Below are 17245 nucleotides of genomic sequence, written 5' to 3'. Positions count from 1 at the left end.
TCAGTGACCGGTCCCGACGCCGGTCGGGGCGATGGCGGTGTCCTCGTCGGCGACCAGCGCGCGCAGCGTCAGACCGTCGAAGACCCGGCGCCGCGCCTCTTCCTTGCGCTCGATCCAGGCCGTGACGTCCCGATGGGCGGTGGCATCGCGCGGGCGCAATGCCGCGGCCGCATCGCCGGCGCGGACCGCGTCGAGGATCGCGTTGAGGGTCACGCATTCGATGTCCTGTCGCGGCAGCAGGGTCACGCTGTCCTCGCCGGTCTCGAGCAGGATGCCGGCGTCGACGAGCTGGTCGACGACATCGTAGACGTGATCCGGCGCCGCCCGCAGTTCGTGGGCGATCCGTTCGACCTGCCAGGGCGTGTCGCCGTGCAGGAAGCTGCGGCCGATCAGGCCCATCATCAGCAGGGCGAGCTGCTCGCGACGCTCCGCGCCCAGGCGCGGCGGATAGGGGCGTCGACTGAGCTGCTCGGTGTGCTGCAGAAGAAAGGCCACCCGGCAGCCCATGAGCAGGATCAGCCAGGAGACGTAGATCCAGATCAGCAGCAGGATGACGATGGCGAAACTGGAATAGATCGCGTTGACGTTGCCGGCGTTCTTGGCGAACACGGCAAAGCCCAGACTGGCGGTCTGCCAGAGCACCCCGGCGAACACGCCGCCGCCCAGCGCCGGCAGCAGCCGCACCCGGGTGTTGGGCATGAAGGCGTAGAGAAAGGTGAACGCCGCGCTGTAGAGCAGATACGGGACCAGCCGGCCGGCCACGTACAGCGAGGTGCCGAACGGCTCGATGTCGGCGAGATAGTCGACCACCGTGTTGCTGGTCAGCGAGGCCGTCATGCTGCTGCCGGCGAGAATCACGATCGGGCCCACGATCAGCACGCTGAGATACTCGGTGAAGCGCCGCCCCAGCGAGCGCGCGTGTCGCACCTGCCAGATGTAGTTGCAGCCGGCCTCCACCTTCTGGATCAGCGAGATCACCGAATACATCAGAAAGACGACGCCCAGGGCACCGAGCACGCCGACCTGGACGTTCTCGACGAAGTCGACGATCTGGTCGACGATCACGTCGCCCTGCCCGCCGAGCGGCGCCATGAACCGCTGCAGGGTGGGCCGCAGCGCGCTGTCCACGCCGAACGCCTTGAGCATCGAGAACGCGAGTGCGAGCAGTGGCACCAGCGACAGCAGGGTGGTGTAGACCAGCCCCATGGCGCGCATGGTGATCTCGCCGTTCTGGATGTCGCGGACCAGCACCTGCACCAACCGCGCCGCGGTGATGCCCCAGCGCCGGGCGCCGCGTTGGCGCTCCAGTTCGGGCTCCCAGATCGCGGCGTCGAAACGCCGGCTTATCGCGCTGATCATGATCGCATCTGCGCCGGTGTCGATGAATCCTGCATTCTAATCCCCCTGTCTCGACGCATGCGGCAGTGCGCAACGGTTGTCCCCGCCCCAAGCGTAGCGCACCCTGTAGCCCATCGGTCACGACCGTACCGCAGCGAGCCCGTCATGAGCGCCATCGCCACCGATCAGAGCACCGCCCGCCGCGGCGAACTGCCGCCGCGCGCGCTGCGTGATCTGACCGGCGCCTATGCGATCACGGGCCGGCGCTGGCGCGATACCCTGGGCTCGGCGCGCGAGCTGGTGACCACGCTGCTCTCCCATCCGCTCGTGCTGGCGCGCGCCGAGGCGCGGCTCGCGCGCGAGATGGCGCGGATCGCGCTCGGACGCTCGCGGCTGCGGCCGGCGCCCGAGGACGAGCGCTTCGTGCATCCGGCGTGGACCGACGACCCCGTCTTCCGGCGCACGCTGCAGGGCTATCTGGCCTGGTCGCAGACGCTGTTCGAGATCATCCAGGCCCTGCGTCTGCGGCCAGAACGACGACGCCGGCTGTTGTTCGCCGCGGAGCATCTGGTCGCGGCGGCCGCGCCGAGCAATCTCTTCGTGACCCATCCCGGCTTCTACACTCGCGCCCGGGCGACCCGCGGCGGCTCGATCGTGGCCGGGCTGCGCCACGTGCTCGAGGACCTGCGCGACCATCGCGGCCTGCCGCGCCAGGTCGACGAGACCGCCTTCCGTGTCGGCCGCAACATCGCGGCCACCGAAGGGGCGGTGATCTTTCGCAACGATGTCTTCGAACTGATCCAGTACAGCCCGCGCACGCCCGAGGTCGACGCGCGGCCGGTGCTGTTCGTGCCGCCGCAGATCAACAAGTACTACGTGATCGATCTCGCCCCGGAGAAGAGCCTGGTGCGCTATCTGCTGGAGGCCGGCCAGCAGGTGTTCACGCTGTCGTGGCGCAACCCGACCGCGGCCCAGCGCGACTGGGGCCTGGAGACCTACGTCGAGGCGGCAGCCGACGCCATCGATATCGTGCGCGCGATCGCCGACGACGCGCCGGTGAAGCTCGTCGGCGCCTGTGCCGGCGGCACCACCGCCACCCTCGCGCTGGCGCGGCTCGCCGCGGCTCGGGCCCAGGACCGCGTCGCCTGTCTGACGCTCATGGTCACGGTGCTCGACGCGCCGCGCGCCGGGCGGCTGTCCCGGGTCACGGACGAGGCCGCCATCGGTACGGCGCTGGCGCGTTCGGCGCACGCCGGCGTGCTCGACGGGGCGGACATGGCGCGGACCTTCGCCTGGCTGCGGCCGGACGAGCTGGTCTGGCATTTCGTGGTCAACAACTATGTCCTCGGGCGCCGCCCGCCCGCCTTCGACGTGCTCTACTGGAACAGCGACACCACGCGCCTGCCGGCGCGCCTGCACGCGGATCTGCTGGGCATCTACCGCCACAATCGCCTGCGCGATCCGGGCGGGCTGCGGATCGCCGACACGCCCATCGACCTGCGTGCCATCGACCGCGATGTTTTCGTGGTCGCCGGTGCCCGCGATCACATCACCCCGTGGCAGACCTGCTACCGCGCCATGCAGATGTTCTCGCGCTCGAACGTGCGCTTTGTGCTGGGTGCCGCCGGCCACGTGCAGTCGATGCTGTGCCCGCCCGGCGACGCGCGGGCGCGGTTTTTCATCAACGACGACTACAGCCTGGATCCCGCGGCCTGGCGCCGCGGCGCCCGCGAGCAGACCGGGTCCTGGTGGCCGGCCTGGGTGCGCTGGTGCGAGGCCCACGGCGGCGGCCCGCGGCCGGCGCCGACGGCCTACGGCGACGAGCGCTACGAGCCCATCGAACCCGCGCCCGGACGCTATGTCCGCCAGCGCTGACCGCGATCACGATCCGTTCACCCACGCCACGGTGGCGGTGGACGGCGAACGTCTGCACGTGGCGCAGCGCGACGGGCGGGGCACGCCGCTGCTGTTCTGCAACGACTTCGCGGCCAACCTCGAGATCCTCGGCGACGTCGCGCGGCATCTCGAGCAACCCGTCATCGCCTTCGATCCGCCGGGCGTGGGCGCGTCCGAGGACGTGCATCGCATGCGCCGCATGGCCGCACTCGCGCGCCTGGTCGTCGCGATGCTGGACAGGGTCGGCGTCGAGACGGCCGTGGACGTGCTCGGCATCGGCTGGGGCGGGCTGCTCGCCCAGCAGATCGCGCGCCAGGCGCCGGACCGCGTGCGTCGGCTCGTGCTGGCGGCGACCTGCAGTGGCCAGCTGATGTTCCCGGGCCGGTTCAACAGCCTCTGGCGGCTCGCGCATCCGAAGGGGCTGACGCGCATCGCCCCGGACGCCGCCCGGGCCCGGTCGGTCTTCGGCGGGCGGCGCACCGATGAATGCCGGGCCATCGCCCGGGCCATGGGCCGGGCCACGCCACCGACACGGCGCGGCCACGCCGCCCAGCTCTACGCGCTGGCCGGCTACAGCAGTCTGCCCTGGCTGCACCGGCTGGGCGTGCCCACCCTGGTGCTGGCCGGCGACGATGACGCCGTGGTGCCCATGGTCAACGCCCGGGTGCTGGCGCTGCTGCTGCCCCGGGCCCGGCTGACGGTGATCCGCGGCGGCGGCCATTGGTTCGTGCTCGAGCGCACCGACGAAGTGGTTCGCGAGCTCGACGGCTTTCTGAACGCCCGCCACGCGCCGCGCCCGCCGGCGGAGGACAATACACTTTAAGCGCGAAAGGCAAGTTTCTGATCGTGATCGGTTGCTGCGTTGCGGCAAAAGTCTTAGAGCCGGATGGTGACGTTTTCCGTCATACTCGGCGCATGGCAGTCGAAGGGGATGTGTCTTGAGCGCCGAGACGGCGCCCGAGTCGAGCGGGCGGCGGCGCGTGCCGCCCGCGCTGAGCGTGCTGCGCCGGCGCACGCGCATGCGCGTCGAGTTCGTCGATGTCGACGGCATACGCCTGCGGGTCGGCGTGCGGCGAGGCCAGGGCCGGCCCATGCTGCTGTTCAACGGCATCGGCGCGAACCTCGACCTGACCCTGCCGCTGATCAATGCCCTGGACGACGTCGAGCTCATCGTCTTCGACATGCCGGGGGCCGGTGCCTCGCCGGCGCTGAAGCTGCCGCATCGCTTCGGCTGGCTGGCCCGGCTCACCGCGACACTGCTCGATCGGCTGGGTTACGACGAGCCGATCAACGTCGCCGGCATCTCCTGGGGTGGCGCGCTGGCCCAGCAGTTCGCGCTGGATTTTCCGGGGCGCACCAATCGGCTCGTGCTGGCCGCGACCTCGGCCGGCATGCTCGGCCTGCCGGCGCGGGCGAACGTGTTCCGGCGCCTGATCACGGCCCGGCGCTATCAGAAGAACGAGACCCTGGCCGAACTCGCGCCGACGCTGTACGGCGGGCTGGTCCGGCGCCGGCCGGAGCTGCTCGAACGGCGCGGCGCGCACGCCGCCGGACCGTCGACGCGCGGCTACCTCAACCAGATGCTGGCCGGTCTCGGCTGGACGAGCGTGCACCGACTGTACCGGCTGCGCTGTCCGACGCTGATCATGGGCGGCGACGACGATCCGGTGATGCCGCTGGTCAACATCCGGCTGCTGTACTGGCTCATTCCCAAGTCGTACCTGCACATCGTTCGCGGCGGTGGCCATCTTTTTCCACTGGTGCGCGCGAACGAGAGCGCGGCGGTGATCAAGCGCTTCATCAACGAGCGTCGTTATGACGGCACCGACGGTCAGGACTATTACGCCGCGCGCGGAGCGCCGGCCGACGGGCGGCTCACGCCGCTGACCGCACCGGGTCGCACCGTTCCGAACGGGCGCGAGCGGCCGCCATCGCCTGGCGATGGCTGACCGCCAGCTGGCAGGCCTCGGCCAGACTGCGGCGATCGTAGCCGCGCGGATCGACCGGCGCGCACAGCCGCACCTCGGCCCGTATCTCGCGCAGCCGGAACAGGTCGCGGAAATGCGGCCAGAGCGCGGCCTCGTTGACCCAAGGCGCGAGCGCATGGTGCATGTCGGCGGGCGTGGTCTCGTCGCAGTAGCGCAGTGCCACCGGGGTCACCGGGTAGCCGCCGTCGATGGCGGCCGCGAACAGCCGCGCGTGGAAGCGGCGCGGCTGCGGATCGGTGGTGGTCGTGCCCTCCGGGAAGAACAGCACCGAACGCCCGGATTCCAGTACCGAACGGATGCGTGCCGAGGTCTCCGACGTGCGCCCGGCGCCGCGGGCGAGAAACAGCGTGCCGGCGGCGCGCGCGAACGAGCCGACCAGCGGCCAGCCGCTGATCTCGGCCTTGGAGACGAACGAGGCATTGAAGGCGTGGCCGAGCACGACGATGTCCAGCCACGAACAGTGGTTGGCCACGATCAGCGTCGGTCGGCTGGGCACCACGCCGTCGATGTCCAGGCGGACGTTGAGCACCCGCAGCATGCGACCGTGCCACCAGCGCACGAGGTGCCAGCTGCGCTTGCCGATCAGCGGCACCATCGGCAGCAGCACGATGCCCAGCAGCAGGAGTCCGATCAGACGCAGACTCTTAAGATACAGGCCGACCCGCCCGAGCAGCGGTCGGGCCTGACGATTCGAGGAAGTGTCGAGCATAACGCGGGCACAAGTTAGCGACTTGCAGGTGCATGAACAAGTCGGCCACGCGAAATGCGGGGTCCCAGCAGGGTTCGCCGGCCACCGTGGCGCCCAGCCCCAGATAGGTCCGCAGTAGCGGCGGACGGCGCGTGCCGGCCGGGTCGGCGTCCGCCGCGGGCAGTGGTCGTCGCGGGCGCACGACCGTGCCCGTCGACCGATGCCGTGATTCCAGTGCCGCGTAGAGGGCACGCGCCCGCGCGCCGCCGTCGCGTGCATCGAGGCTGACACAGCCGATCAGATGCGCATGGTCCTCGGCGCGCACGAGGCGGGCGATGCCGGACCAGAGAACGGCCATCACCGTCCCGTGGCGTGCATCCGGTGCGACGCAGGTGCGGCCGATCTCGAGCGTGCGCCCGGGCAGCTCGAGCATGGATTCCAGCTCGAATTCGGTCTGCGAGTAGAACCCGCCGGCCGCGGCGGCGCCGGCGTCATCCAGCAGTCGGGTCGAGGCCAGCAGCCGGCCCGTGGCGGTGTCCCGTACCAGCAGGTGGCGACAATGGCGATCGAAGGCGTCGGTTTCGATATCCGGCGCCTGGTTCGGGATGCGCGCGCCCATCTCCTCGATGAACACGCGGTGGCGCAGTGCCAGACTGGTTTCGATCTCCGCGGCGTCGCGCGCGACCTGCACGGTGAGACGCGGCGCGGACCGGGGCAACTCCAGCGAACGTGCGGCGACGGCCATGGCATGTCCTCCGTAACGGTGGCGTCATGCGCAGGCTAGGGTTCGCGAGTTGAGAAACGATGACGCGCGCATGGCACGCGCGTGACCGGATCAGTTCTGTGGCAGGGGCGGGATGTTCTCGTAGATGGGCTGGAAACGGTTGACGATGGTGCAGAACAGGCGTGCGGTCTGCTCGGTGTCGTAGCGGGCCGAATGGGCGGCCTCGCTGTCCCAGGACATCCCGGCCGCGGTCGCGGCGCGCTTGAGCACCGTCTGGCCCAGGGCGACGCCCGCCAGAGTGGCGGTGTCGAAGCAGGAGAACGGATGAAAGGGGCTGCGCTTGATGCCCGTGCGGGCGATCGCCGCGTTGAGAAAGCCGAGATCGAAATGGGCGTTGTGTCCGACCAGGACCGCGCGCTTGCAACCGGCTTCCTTCATCGTCTGGCGCACCACCTTGAAGATGCGCGCCAGCGCTTCGTGCTCCGGCAGCGCGGGGCGCAGCGGGTGATGCGGATCGATGCCGTTGACCTCCAGGGAGGCCGGTTCGATGTTGGCGCCCTCGAAGGGCGCCACGTGATAGGCCATAGACTCGCGGATGTCGAGCTGTGCATCGGCGTCGAAATCCACGGTGACCGCCGCGATCTCGAGCAGTGCGTCGGTCGCGCTGTTGAAGCCGCCGGTCTCCACGTCGATGACGACGGGCAGGAAGCCGCGGAAGCGATTCGCCATCAGCGGCGTCGCCGATTCGATGTTGTCGGATGCTGTCATGGCGCGATACTAGCAGCTGGGCGATGCCGGGTGGGCCGCGCGGGGCGACGGCTTGCGTATAATGCCGCGTTCTGAGATTTCGATTGAAACGCAAGGCCCGGCGAAGACTATGAGCGACGTCAAGAAAGTGGTGCTGGCCTATTCGGGCGGCCTGGATACCTCGGTCATCCTGAAGTGGCTGCAGGACGAATACGACTGCGAGGTCGTGACCTTTACCGCCGATATCGGCCAGGGCGAGGAGCTCGACGAAGTCCGCCCCAAGGCCGAGAAACTGGGCGTGAAGGAAGTCTTCATCGACGACCTGCGCGAAGAGTTCGTGCGCGATTTCGTTTACCCGATGTTTCGCGCCAACGCCATCTACGAAGGCGAGTATCTGCTCGGCACGTCCATCGCACGCCCGCTCATTTCCAAGCGCCTCGTCGAAATCGCGCAACAGACCGGCGCGGATGCGATCGCCCACGGCGCAACCGGCAAGGGCAACGACCAGGTGCGCTTCGAGCTGTCGGCGTACGCGCTCATGCCGGGCATCCAGGTGATCGCGCCCTGGCGCGAATGGAACCTGAACTCGCGCGAGAAACTGCTCGCCTATGCCGAAGATCACGGCATCGATATCCGCAAGAAGGCCGACGGCGGTTCGCCGTATTCCACCGATGCGAACGCGCTGCATATCTCCTACGAGGGCGGCGTGCTGGAAGATCCCTGGACGCCGGCCGAGGAGGCGATGTGGGAATGGAGCGTGTCGCCGGAAAACGCACCGGACGCGGCCCAGGAAATCGATCTCACCTTCGAGCAGGGCGATATCGTGGCCATCGACGGCGAACGGCTCACGCCCTATCAGGTGCTGGCCCGGCTCAATGCGTTGGCCGGCGCGCACGGCATCGGCCGTATCGATATCGTCGAGAACCGCTACGTGGGCATGAAGTCGCGCGGCTGCTATGAAACGCCGGGCGGTACGGTCATGCTGCGTGCCCATCGTGCGATCGAGTCGATCACGCTGGATCGCGAAGCCGCGCATCTGAAAGACGAGCTCATGCCGCGCTATGCCAAGCTGATCTACAACGGCTACTGGTTCTCGCCCGAGCGCGAGATGCTGCAGGCTGCGATCGACAGGTCGCAGACCCACGTCAACGGCACGGTCCGCGTGAAGCTCTACAAGGGCAGCGTGAGCGTGGTCGGTCGGGCATCGGAATCCGATAGCCTGTTCGACGAGGCGATCGCCACCTTCGAGGACGATCGCGGCGCCTACGATCAGAAGGACGCGGCCGGGTTCATCCGTCTGAACGCGCTGCGGCTTCGGCTGGGACACGGTCGGGGCTAGTCCGCGGCGCCGGCGACGTTTGATCTGTCGTGGGCGAGACGGTGCCGACCGGCGGTTTGGTCTTCCGGGAGACGTTGACGAGGGCTGACGTGCGTTCGGCAGTGAGGGCCGGGCGCGCTCGCTTCGTATCGGGGCAAGTGGTGCATCGATGGGGCAGGTGATCGTATCGCTGGCGGCGATGTTCGCGAGCCTCGCGCTGTTCATCGCCGGCACCGCGCTGCTCGGCACCGTCCTCGCCGTGCAGCTCGCGGATGAGGGGTTTTCGGCGACCGCCGTCGGGCTGGTGCTGGTCTGTCATTCGATCGGCTTCGTGCTCGGGTCGCGCCTGGCCACCGGACTCATCCGGCGCGTCGGTCAGATCCGCTCGTTCTCGGCGTTTGCGGCGGTGGGCTGCGTGGCTGCTCTCATTCACCCGATGTACATCGACGGCTGGCTCTGGGCCGCGCTGCGCGGCCTGGTCGGATTCTGTGCCGCCGGATTGATCATGGTGCTGGAGAGCTGGATCTCGGGCCGGTCGACGCGTGCGACCCGCGGCGCGCTGCTCGGGGTGTATCAGGTGGTGTATTTCTTCGCCGCCGCGCTCGACCAGTATCTGGTCGCCTGGGGAGCGACAGACGACTACCCGATCTACAGTCTCGTCGCCATCCTGATCGTGCTGTCGCTCGTGCCGCTGGCGCTGACGCGTTCCGAGGCGCCGGTCATGGGGGCGATCGGCCGATTGCACTTCGGCGCGCTCTATCGGCTGTCGCCCAGTGGCGCCCTGGGCGGACTCGCCGGCGGTGTGGTCCTATCCGCCTTTCTGGCGCTGGCGCCGGTCTACGCCAGCAGCATCGGCCTGTCGCTGGAGGGGGTCTCGCGCTACATGGTCTTTGCCGTGTTGGCTACCATGGTGCTGCAGTGGCCGGTCGGCTGGGTCTCGGACCGGTTCGATCGGCGCTGGCTCAGCGCCGTGATCGCCGGCCTCGCGTTGATCGGCGCCCTGGCCGCCGCGGCGTTCGGCGCCGGCCAGGCGGTCGTGCTGTACGCCGCCACGGTCGCGGTGTTCGGGCTGACGGGCTGTCTCTATCCGGTGAGCCTGTCGATGATCAACGACGGCATGGCCGAGGGCGATCCGGTTGCTGCGAGCGCCGGTCTGCTGTTCGTCTACGGGATCGGCACCTGCATCGGGCCGGTCGCCGGCGCGTTGGCCATGCAGGGGCTGGGTCCGGACGGCCTGTTCGTATTCCTGGCCGCGGTACTGACCGTGTACGGCGGTTTCGTGATCTGGCGCGGCGTCACCACGCCGAGCGTGCCGGTGGACGCCCAGGGTCCTTATGTCAACATCGCCGCCGCCGACACCGGTCCGGTGATCCTGGAACTCGATCCGCGTACGCATCCCGACACGCCCGGCGCACCGCCCGGCGAGTCGGCCACGGGGCGTGGCGGCTAGTCCCGGGCCGGCTTCGGCGTCGTCGCCTGTCCTGCTTTTGCTTGTCCGACCTTTAGCGTAGGCTTGCGGGTCCCATTACAGTCCATGGACGATCTCGATGAAACGATTCATTGCGTTGCTTGCGTGCATTTTCGCGCTGACGGCGTGCGGCAATCAGTCCGGTTCGGACGAGGCCGGCAGCGAACAGGCCGGTGGCGGCGACAACAGCGAGAACACCGACACGGGCACGAACGGCGACGGCGGTGAAAGCGGCGACAGCGCCGCCGAGGACGATTCGGACCAGTCGAAGCAGTCCGGCGATGCCTTCGCCAACGATGACGAGAAGCGCAGCTACGCGCTCGGCATGGATATCGGCAATTCGCTCCAGGAACTGCCGGTCGAGCTCAACGTGGACATGCTGTCCCAGGGCGTGCGCGACACCATCGAGGGCAACGACACGCGTCTGTCGCAGGAAGAGCTCGACAGCGTGATGCAGGGCTTCGTCCAGGACATGGAAGCCGCCCAGCAGGATCAGGCGCAGGAGCAGGCGCGCTCGAACCAGGACAAGGGCGAGCAGTTCCTGGCCGAGAACAAGGACAAGGAAGGCGTCGAGACGACCGACAGCGGGCTGCAGTACAAGGTTCTGGAGGAAGGCGACGGCCCGACGCCCTCGAAGAGCGACAGCGTCACGGTGCATTACACCGGCGAGCTCATCGACGGCACCGTGTTCGACAGCTCGCGCGAGCGCGGCGAACCGGTGACCTTTCCGGTCGATGCGGTCATCCCGGGCTGGACCGAAGCGCTCCAGCTGATGAAGGAGGGCGCCAAGTACGAACTCTACATCCCCGCCGATCTCGCCTACGGCGAGCGCGGCGCGGGGGCCCAGATCGGCCCGAACGAGACGCTGATCTTCGACGTCGAGCTGATCGAGGTCGACGACGGCGGCAGCGGCGAGGGCAGTGATGGCGCCGGCGGCGATGGGGGCGACGAAGAGTCCGCCGCCGACGCCTCGGGTGGCGACAGTGCAGGCGAGGACTCGAACGCCGACGAGGGCTGATCGCCGACCACGACGAGCGAGCCCGCACCACGCGGGCCGCGTCATCGCCGGCATGAAAGCGAGCCGCTGACGCGATGCGTCAGCGGCTTTTTCGTGTCCGGGGAGGCACGCTCCGGCCGGCACCCGCACAGCGTGTAGGCCGTGGCGCGCCCGGCCTTGATGCCGTGGTCGCCGACGTCGACGATTGGGGGTGGGATCGGCCGCTCGCGACCGTCGTGTGGTTCGGTCGAGGGGATGCCAGCGCTCGCCTGCGAACGCGGGGGCTTCGACGGCGCGGCGATGGACGCCCTGCCCGGCATGACCGGCGGCGGCCGTACGACACGAAACGCGGCGGCCGCGCCGGGTCGGGTCAGCGGAACTGCGGCTCCGGCCTGCGGTCGCGGCGACGGGCAGGTTCATCGAGCCGAGCTTTGGCGTGATCCGGTGCCGTGCTTATCGACACGACACGCGACGCGGCCCGGCCGAGATGATGCAAGAAACCTGTCAAACGTCGATCGCCCGGGCTCGGGCGATCGACGTCGTCGGCCGTGGCTACATCACCGCTTCGATGCCGAGGGCGTCGAAGCCCTTGCTGCGGTAGTTCTCGCGGAACATGTCGCGTAGCTTCTCGGCCTGGACGTCGTAGGCGTGCTTGTCTTCCCAGGTGTTGCGCGGATTGAGAATCTCGGTGGGCACGCCGGGGCAGGCGGTGGGCATGGCGAGATTGAAGATCGGATGGTTCTCGTAGCCGACCTTGTCGGCATCGAGTTCGCCCGCCAGCGCGGCGTTGAGCAGCGCCCGCGTATGCTGGATGGAGATGCGCTTGCCGACGCCGTGCGGCCCACCCGACCAGCCGGTGTTGAGCAGAATGCAGCGGGCCCGGTGCGTCTTCATCTTCTCGGCCAGGATCTCGGCGTAGACCGAGGGTTTCTGCGCCATGAACGGCGCCCCGAAGCAGGCCGAGAAGGCGGCCTTGGGTTCGTTCACGCCGACCTCGGTACCGGCCAGCTTGGCGGTGAAGCCGGAGACGAAGTGGTACATGACGTCGCGGGTGTCGAGGATCGAGACCGGCGGCAGCACGCCGAAGGCGTCCGCGGTGAGCAGCACGATGGTCTCGGGGTGCGGCCCGCGTGCGCCGTCGGCGACGTTCGGATTCGCCGCCAGCGGATACGACAGCCGCGTGTTCTCGGTGATGGCGTTGTCGCTGAGGTCCAGATCCTGCGGATCGGTTTCGGCCAGCAGCCGATCGGGCAGGGGCGGCACGTTCTCGATCACGCTGCCGGGCATGGACAGCGCCGCGGCGATCACCGGCTCGGCGGCCTTGTCGAGATCGATGAGCTTGGCGTAGCAGCCCCCCTCGAAGTTGGACACGCCGTCAGCGGTCCACGCGTGCTCGTCGTCGCCGATGAGCTCACGTTCAGGGTCGGCCGAGAGCGTCGTCTTGCCGGTGCCGGACAGGCCGAACAGGATGGCGCCGTCGCCGCGGGGGCCGACGTTGGCCGAGCAGTGCATCGGCATCTCGCCGATCTCGGGCAACAGATAGTTCATGACCGTGAACATGGTCTTCTTGACCACGCCGCAGTAATCCGCGCGGCCGAGCACCAGGCCGACGCGGTTGCGCATGTCGATGATCACGGCGCGCGCGCTCAGCGTGCCGTCGCGTTCGGGGTCGCAGTGGAAGCTGGGTACGTCGAGGAGCGTCCAGCGCTTGGATTCCGGGTCCGCCACGTCGACGCCCGAGGCGAACATGTTGGTTGCGAACAGGGCGTGCGTGGCGTATTCGCCGACGAAGCGATAGGGCACGGCGTAGGCCGGGTCCCACCCGCAGTGGACGTCCTGGACGTACAGATGACGGCCGCGCTCGTTCAGATGCGCGGCCACGCGCTCGAGCAGCGGGCCGAAATGATCCGGGTCGAACTTCTGGAAATCCGACTTCCACCACAGCTTGTCCTCGACCTCGGGCCAGGCGACCGCAAAGGTGTCCTGGACCGGGCGCCCGGTGCAGCTGGGATCGGAATAATAGACCAGCGGGCCCTTGAGGCCGAGCGCGGTCTCGTAGGCCTTGGGCTCGTCGTCCGGTCCGTCGGCTCGGATGCGGCCGCGGTCGTTGGCGAGTGCTTCACGAAAGAGCGCATCCTTGCCGAGATCGTGACGATATTCCAGGCCGTCGAGGCCCAGCGTTTCCTTCAACGCGGCGTTCAGACTCATGTGCACCCGTCCTGAATTCGACCGGCCCGCGGGGCGCGGCAAAAACGCGGAGATTACCGATTAGGTCATAGCGTGGCAATACGCGACCGAAGGGCCGCTGAACGTCGCGCGGGCCCGGGTCGCGCCCGGAGCGGCTGCGCGGCGCGACCCGGCGTGCCGGTGCGGCAAGCGGGGCCTGCGATCGTGAAGTCGCCGGACGCACGCGTGATCGAGGCGCGGTCGTCACGTGAGTTGATCATACCGGTGGCGATCCCGATGCGAGCGCGGTGGAGGTGAAATCGAGCAGCCCGGCGCCCGTCGGCAGTGATGGCAGGGTCGTGTTGATCGACGGCGTGTCGTGGATGCGGGCATCGCCGGCCTGCAGCCGGATAGCGCGGTCGGAGCCCGTCGACGGGCCCGCTCAGTCGGTACCCGGGGGATTCGGCGCCGGGCCGGGCTCGTCGAGCGTCGCCGCCGCGAGTTCGTCGATGCGTGTTCGCTGAGACGTAAACCTGATCGCGGCCCAATGATCGGCCGATCGTCATCGGGCCTCACGCCGTTGCGAACGGATATCGCCGGGCCCGAACGCTCGAACTCGAGTACGGACGGCACCGGTCTGACCGGCAGAGCGAACCGCGGCCCCGTCGTGACAGTGACGAACAGGCGCTGGCCCCCGGCCGTCGATACCACGGGGAAAGCGTGCTCGGCAGACCGCCGACCGGGGATCAGCCCGAACAGCCGGCGCGCCCTGCCGCGCGCCGAGCTGCTGTTCCAGCGCGCGAGGCGCTGCTCCGCCCGGAGCGATCGGTCGCCCATGCCGTCTGGCCTGAGCGGCGTCGCCATCGGCAAACGTCGGCGACGGTATTGTCTCTGAAGCGTGAACGCATCGTCGCGCGCACAGGCCGGCCGCTTGCGGCCCGAGCCGTGCAGTATCGCTTCGCGCGCCGGGGTCGAAGGGCTGCGAATCACGCCCGGCGGCGAGGCGACGGTCACGCAATGGAGTCGGCGGCGCCTTCTCGCGGCCGTCGATGCCGCCCCCGCTGCGTCCTCGTGCCGGGCCGGTTTCGTGGCGACGATGAGGCGCCGGCTCGGCGTCCGGTGAGGGGCGCGATCCCCCGTGCGCCGTTACTGGAACGCCTCGTCACGCCCTCTGCCGAAAAGGACTCAGGTTGCGTGGGGCGACAGAGTCTCGCCCTGGGGCAGCAGCTCGGCCAGCGTATCGACCACGTGGTCGGGAGCGCTGTCCCGGACGGGCTCGCCGTGGTTGTAGCCGTAGGTCACGGCCAGCGTACGGAAGCCGGCCGCCTTGCCAGCGGCGACGTCGTGCCGCGAGTCGCCGATCATGAGGGCGCGGTCGGGGCTGATGCCGGTCCGCTCGGCGGCGTGCAGCAGGGGATCGGGGTGCGGTTTCTTGCGCGCGAGCGTGTCGCCGCCGACGGTCACGGCGAACCGGTCGCCGAGACCGAATCGTTCGAGAATCGGGGGCAGAAACGCGGCGGGCTTGTTGGTCACCAGTGCGCAGGCGACCCCGGCCGCGGTCAGCGTCTCGAGCAGTTCGCCTGCGCCTTCGTAGAGCAGCGTGCGTTCGCAGGGGGCGGCGCCGTAGTGGATCAGAAAGCGCGCATGGGCGGCGTCCACATCGGCTTCGGAGGCCGGCTCGCCGCTTGCACGCGTGGCGTCGGTGAGCGCGCGTTCGACCAGCTTGTGCGTGCCGTTGCCGACCCAGTCGCGCACCTTGTCCACGCCGGCCGGGGGCAGCCCGCGCTCGCCGAGTACGGCGTCGACGGCCGTTGCCAGGTCCGGCGCCGAGTCGATGAGCGTGCCGTCCAGATCGAAGACGACGAGAGCGATGTGATCGAGCGCCGGATGCATGGCGTGTCCTTGTGACTGGAGCGAAGCGAGAAGGGGTCTGCGGGTCGTCAGGCGATGGTCCATTCGGCGCCGGCGAGCCGGGGCGATGACAGGGCGAGCTGCATGCCGGCCTGCACCGGCCCGACGCCCTCCGGTGTGCCGGTGAATACCAGATCGCCCGGCAGCAGGTGCCAGTGGCGGCTGAGCACGGCGATCAACTCGGCGACCCCGACGAGCATGTGGGCGGTATGACCGTGCTGGCGCACCTCGCCGTCCACGCTCAGATCGAAGTGCAGATCGGCCAGGTCGATGTCGTCGTCGAGCGCGGTCATCGGCCCCAGCGGCGCACTGTGGTCGAAGGCCTTGGCCTTCTCCCAGGGCTCGCCCGTGTTCTTGAGCCCGGTCTGGACGTCGCGCAGGGTCAGATCGAGCCCCAGGCCGACCGCGGCGATGTGCCCGCGTGCGGCTTCGGCGGCGATGTCGCGGCCGCCCGGGCCGATCTCGACCACGAGTTCCGCCTCGTGGTGGATCTCGCCGACGTCGGCTGGGAGGATGATCGCCTCCTCGGGCGCCACCAGCGCGCTCGCCGGTTTCATGAATATCACGCACTCCTGGCCCGGCAGCGTGCTGTCGAGTTCGGCGATGTGCTTCGCGTAGTTGCGCCCGATGCAGAAGATGCGCGGCGTGCTGCGAACGGAAAACGCGTCGGCGGGGCGGGGTCGGCTCATGAAGCGACGTCCTCGGCAAGATTCTTGTGGCGATATTCGCACAGGTCGACGATCACGCACGCATCGCATAGCGGCTTGCGCGCGCGGCAGGTATAGCGCCCGTGCAGGATCAGCCAGTGGTGGGCGTCCCGTAGGAACGGTTTCGGCACCAGCCGCATGAGCCGGTCCTCGACCGCGCGCACGGTCTTGCCCGGCGCGATGCCGGTGCGGTTGGCCACCCGATAGATATGCGTGTCGACCGCCATCGCGGGCTGGCCGAACGCGGTATTGAGGACCACGTTGGCGGTCTTGCGGCCCACGCCCGGCAGCGCGACCAGCGCCTCGCGCGTGTCCGGCACTTGGCCGTCGTGTTCGTCGACCAGCGCCCGGCAGGTCTTGATGATGTTGGCGGCCTTGCTGTTGTATAGACCGATGGTCTTAACGTAATCCTTGAGGCCGTCCTCGCCCAGGTCGAGGATCGCCTGCGGCGTATTGGCGACGGGAAACAGCTTCGCCGTGGCCTTGTTGACGCCGACGTCGGTCGCCTGGGCGGACAGGATCACCGCGACGAGTAGCTCGAACGGCGAGCCGTACTGCAGCTCGGTCTCGGGTTCGGGGTTGGCGTCGCGCAGACGCTCGAAGATCTCGGTTCGCTTGGCCTTGTTCATGAATCGATCAGTGGCGGCTACGGGGTGCGGCGCGCCTTCGCACGGGCGATGGCGTCGGCGATCGTGGCTTTCTTGTCCGCGGAGCCGGCGGCCGCGTCCTCGCGCGCATCGACGGTGGCATCGTGCCGATTGCTGCGCCGACGGCGGGTGGTCTTCTGGTTCAGACGTCGGCGGCGCGCCTCGAACAGCTCGCGGGCGCGCGCGGCGCGTTCGGCGTCGATCGCGCGCTGCGGCGGCCACAGCGGCTGGCCGCTCTCGGCGTCCGATTCCGGCATGTCGATACAGTCGACCGGACAGGCGGGCACGCACAGCTCGCAGCCGGTGCAGTCGAACTCGATCACCGTATGCATCTGCTTGGCCGCGCCGATGATGGCGTCGGTGGGGCAGACCTGGATACAGCGCGTACAGCCGATGCACTCGGCCTCGCGGATGTAGGCCACCTTGGGAATGCTGGCATCGCCGCATTCCGGCTCGATCGGCTTGACCGTCTCGCCGGTGAGTGCTGCCAGGCGTTCGACCGTGGCGTCGCCGCCGGGTGGGCAGCGGTTGATGTCCGTCTCGCCCGCGGCGATCGCCTCGGCATAGGGCCGGCAGCCGTCGTAGCCGCAGCGCCGGCACTGGGTCTGCGGCAGCAGGGCATCGATGGCATCGACGCGGGCCTCGTCCAT

At 69.0% G+C, this 17245-nt stretch carries 15 protein-coding genes; 6 read left to right on the top strand and 9 right to left on the bottom strand.

Translation table 11 applies throughout. The annotated features are described in order from the left end of the window. Positions 1 to 1359: a YihY/virulence factor BrkB family protein gene (locus tag SAHL_RS02050; protein WP_123589753.1), complete on the bottom strand. Its 1359-nt coding sequence runs from the start codon at positions 1357 to 1359 to the stop codon at positions 1 to 3. 144 nt (positions 1360 to 1503) lie between these two features. Here SAHL_RS02050 and SAHL_RS02045 point away from each other — a divergent pair, with 144 nt between their 5' ends. From SAHL_RS02045 to phaZ, 3 genes are all read left to right on the top strand, one after another. Then, positions 1504 to 3213, top strand: a complete 1710-nt coding sequence (locus SAHL_RS02045; RefSeq protein WP_184947191.1) for a PHA/PHB synthase family protein — start codon at positions 1504 to 1506, stop codon at positions 3211 to 3213. Continuing rightward, positions 3197 to 4057: an alpha/beta fold hydrolase gene (locus SAHL_RS02040; protein WP_184947188.1), complete on the top strand. Its 861-nt coding sequence runs from the start codon at positions 3197 to 3199 to the stop codon at positions 4055 to 4057. The genes SAHL_RS02045 and SAHL_RS02040 overlap by 17 nt, the downstream gene beginning before the upstream one ends. 115 nt (positions 4058 to 4172) lie before the next feature. Beyond that, positions 4173 to 5183, top strand: coding sequence for a poly(3-hydroxyalkanoate) depolymerase (gene phaZ / locus SAHL_RS02035; RefSeq protein ID WP_221177788.1), 1011 nt, complete (start codon positions 4173 to 4175; stop codon positions 5181 to 5183). On the opposite strand, the gene SAHL_RS02030 is transcribed toward phaZ, so the two are convergent. The 3 genes from SAHL_RS02030 to rnt all read right to left on the bottom strand — a co-directional run bounded on the left by SAHL_RS02030 (position 5110) and on the right by rnt (position 7402). Next, a complete protein-coding gene (locus SAHL_RS02030) occupies positions 5110 to 5931 on the bottom strand; it encodes a lysophospholipid acyltransferase family protein (RefSeq protein WP_184947186.1) in 822 nt (273 codons plus the stop codon). The two genes, phaZ and SAHL_RS02030, sit on opposite strands and share 74 nt — an antisense overlap. Then, complete coding sequence (locus SAHL_RS02025) at positions 5867 to 6655, bottom strand: GNAT family N-acetyltransferase (RefSeq protein ID WP_123589749.1); 789 nt, start codon at positions 6653 to 6655, stop codon at positions 5867 to 5869. Before SAHL_RS02025 ends, SAHL_RS02030 begins: the two co-directional genes overlap by 65 nt. 90 nt (positions 6656 to 6745) lie before the next feature. Continuing rightward, entirely contained in the window at positions 6746 to 7402 is a 657-nt protein-coding gene (rnt, locus tag SAHL_RS02020; protein ID WP_123589748.1) for a ribonuclease T, read from the bottom strand. Positions 7403 to 7511: 109 nt separating this feature from the next. Between rnt and SAHL_RS02015 the strand changes: the two genes are divergently transcribed. The 3 genes from SAHL_RS02015 to SAHL_RS02005 all read left to right on the top strand — a co-directional run bounded on the left by SAHL_RS02015 (position 7512) and on the right by SAHL_RS02005 (position 11185). After that, positions 7512 to 8720 carry an argininosuccinate synthase gene (locus tag SAHL_RS02015; RefSeq protein ID WP_123589747.1) on the top strand — a complete coding sequence of 403 codons (1209 nt, stop codon included), beginning with the start codon at positions 7512 to 7514 and terminating at the stop codon, positions 8718 to 8720. Between the two features lie 148 nt (positions 8721 to 8868). After that, positions 8869 to 10149 (top strand): MFS transporter, encoded by a 1281-nt coding sequence (locus SAHL_RS02010; protein ID WP_123589746.1) that lies wholly within the window; start codon positions 8869 to 8871, stop codon positions 10147 to 10149. Between the two features lie 97 nt (positions 10150 to 10246). Continuing rightward, entirely contained in the window at positions 10247 to 11185 is a 939-nt protein-coding gene (locus tag SAHL_RS02005) for an FKBP-type peptidyl-prolyl cis-trans isomerase (protein WP_221177787.1), read from the top strand. Between the two features lie 531 nt (positions 11186 to 11716). Here SAHL_RS02005 and SAHL_RS02000 read toward each other — a convergent pair. The 5 genes from SAHL_RS02000 to SAHL_RS01980 all read right to left on the bottom strand — a co-directional run bounded on the left by SAHL_RS02000 (position 11717) and on the right by SAHL_RS01980 (position 17245). Further along, the gene (locus tag SAHL_RS02000; protein ID WP_123589745.1) at positions 11717 to 13372 is read right to left on the bottom strand and encodes a phosphoenolpyruvate carboxykinase (ATP); all 1656 of its coding nucleotides are present in this window, start codon (positions 13370 to 13372) and stop codon (positions 11717 to 11719) included. Between the two features lie 1143 nt (positions 13373 to 14515). Then, positions 14516 to 15223, bottom strand: a complete 708-nt coding sequence (locus tag SAHL_RS01995) for a phosphoglycolate phosphatase (RefSeq protein WP_123589744.1) — start codon at positions 15221 to 15223, stop codon at positions 14516 to 14518. 47 nt (positions 15224 to 15270) lie between these two features. Further along, the gene (locus SAHL_RS01990; RefSeq protein WP_123589743.1) at positions 15271 to 15930 is read right to left on the bottom strand and encodes a fumarylacetoacetate hydrolase family protein; all 660 of its coding nucleotides are present in this window, start codon (positions 15928 to 15930) and stop codon (positions 15271 to 15273) included. Next, positions 15927 to 16577, bottom strand: a complete 651-nt coding sequence (nth, locus tag SAHL_RS01985; protein ID WP_123589742.1) for an endonuclease III — start codon at positions 16575 to 16577, stop codon at positions 15927 to 15929. Before nth ends, SAHL_RS01990 begins: the two co-directional genes overlap by 4 nt. Positions 16578 to 16594: 17 nt before the next feature. After that, entirely contained in the window at positions 16595 to 17245 is a 651-nt protein-coding gene (locus SAHL_RS01980; protein WP_123589741.1) for an RnfABCDGE type electron transport complex subunit B, read from the bottom strand.

The sequence above is a fragment of the Salinisphaera orenii subsp. halophila YIM 95161 genome, from assembly GCF_003732545.1.
In the GTDB taxonomy this organism is placed as follows: domain Bacteria; phylum Pseudomonadota; class Gammaproteobacteria; order Nevskiales; family Salinisphaeraceae; genus Salinisphaera; species Salinisphaera orenii_A.
This window is presented reverse-complemented; position numbering and strand designations above follow the sequence as displayed.